Here is a 465-nt window from a genome sequence, read left to right on the forward strand (position 1 = left end):
GTTGACCTCACAGATGTGCACATCCAGCCACAGGCTCAACTGCGCCGCTTTTTCCGCGTCGGTACCGAGGAAAAACGTCAATGGCCCGCTTTTCCAGACCGGGCCGGCTTCCCCGGTCTGGCACAGGGTCAGGATGATTTCACTGTGGGTGCCGGTTTTTTTCACCGTGCGCTCCCGCACGACTAACGGTTCGACATGCAGGGGGCGACAGGTTTTAAAGGTGAGCCACTGGCCGTCGAGGTGGGCTGAAACCGACGTACTGGCCGGGATATCGACGGCGCCCTGATGCTCCCCATTGGTGGGATAAAACTGCACCACCGTGGTGGGCGGCAGGGGGGACAGGGCCAGCGGCCAGATGCGGGACAGGATACCGTGGGTCATTTCGGGGAATTCATCCTCCACTTTATCCCGCAGGCTGGAGGTCAGCAGGGCAAAGCCCTGAAAGATCCGTTCAATATCCGGGTC

General features: G+C 60.4%; 1 protein-coding gene. It reads right to left on the reverse strand.

From position 1 onward, the window contains the following. Positions 1 to 465 (reverse strand): type VI secretion system baseplate subunit TssF (locus Xbed_RS19080; protein ID WP_139837573.1); only part of this gene is annotated, 465 nt, incomplete at both ends.

Source organism: Xenorhabdus beddingii, assembly GCF_002127545.1.
GTDB lineage: Bacteria > Pseudomonadota > Gammaproteobacteria > Enterobacterales > Enterobacteriaceae > Xenorhabdus > Xenorhabdus beddingii.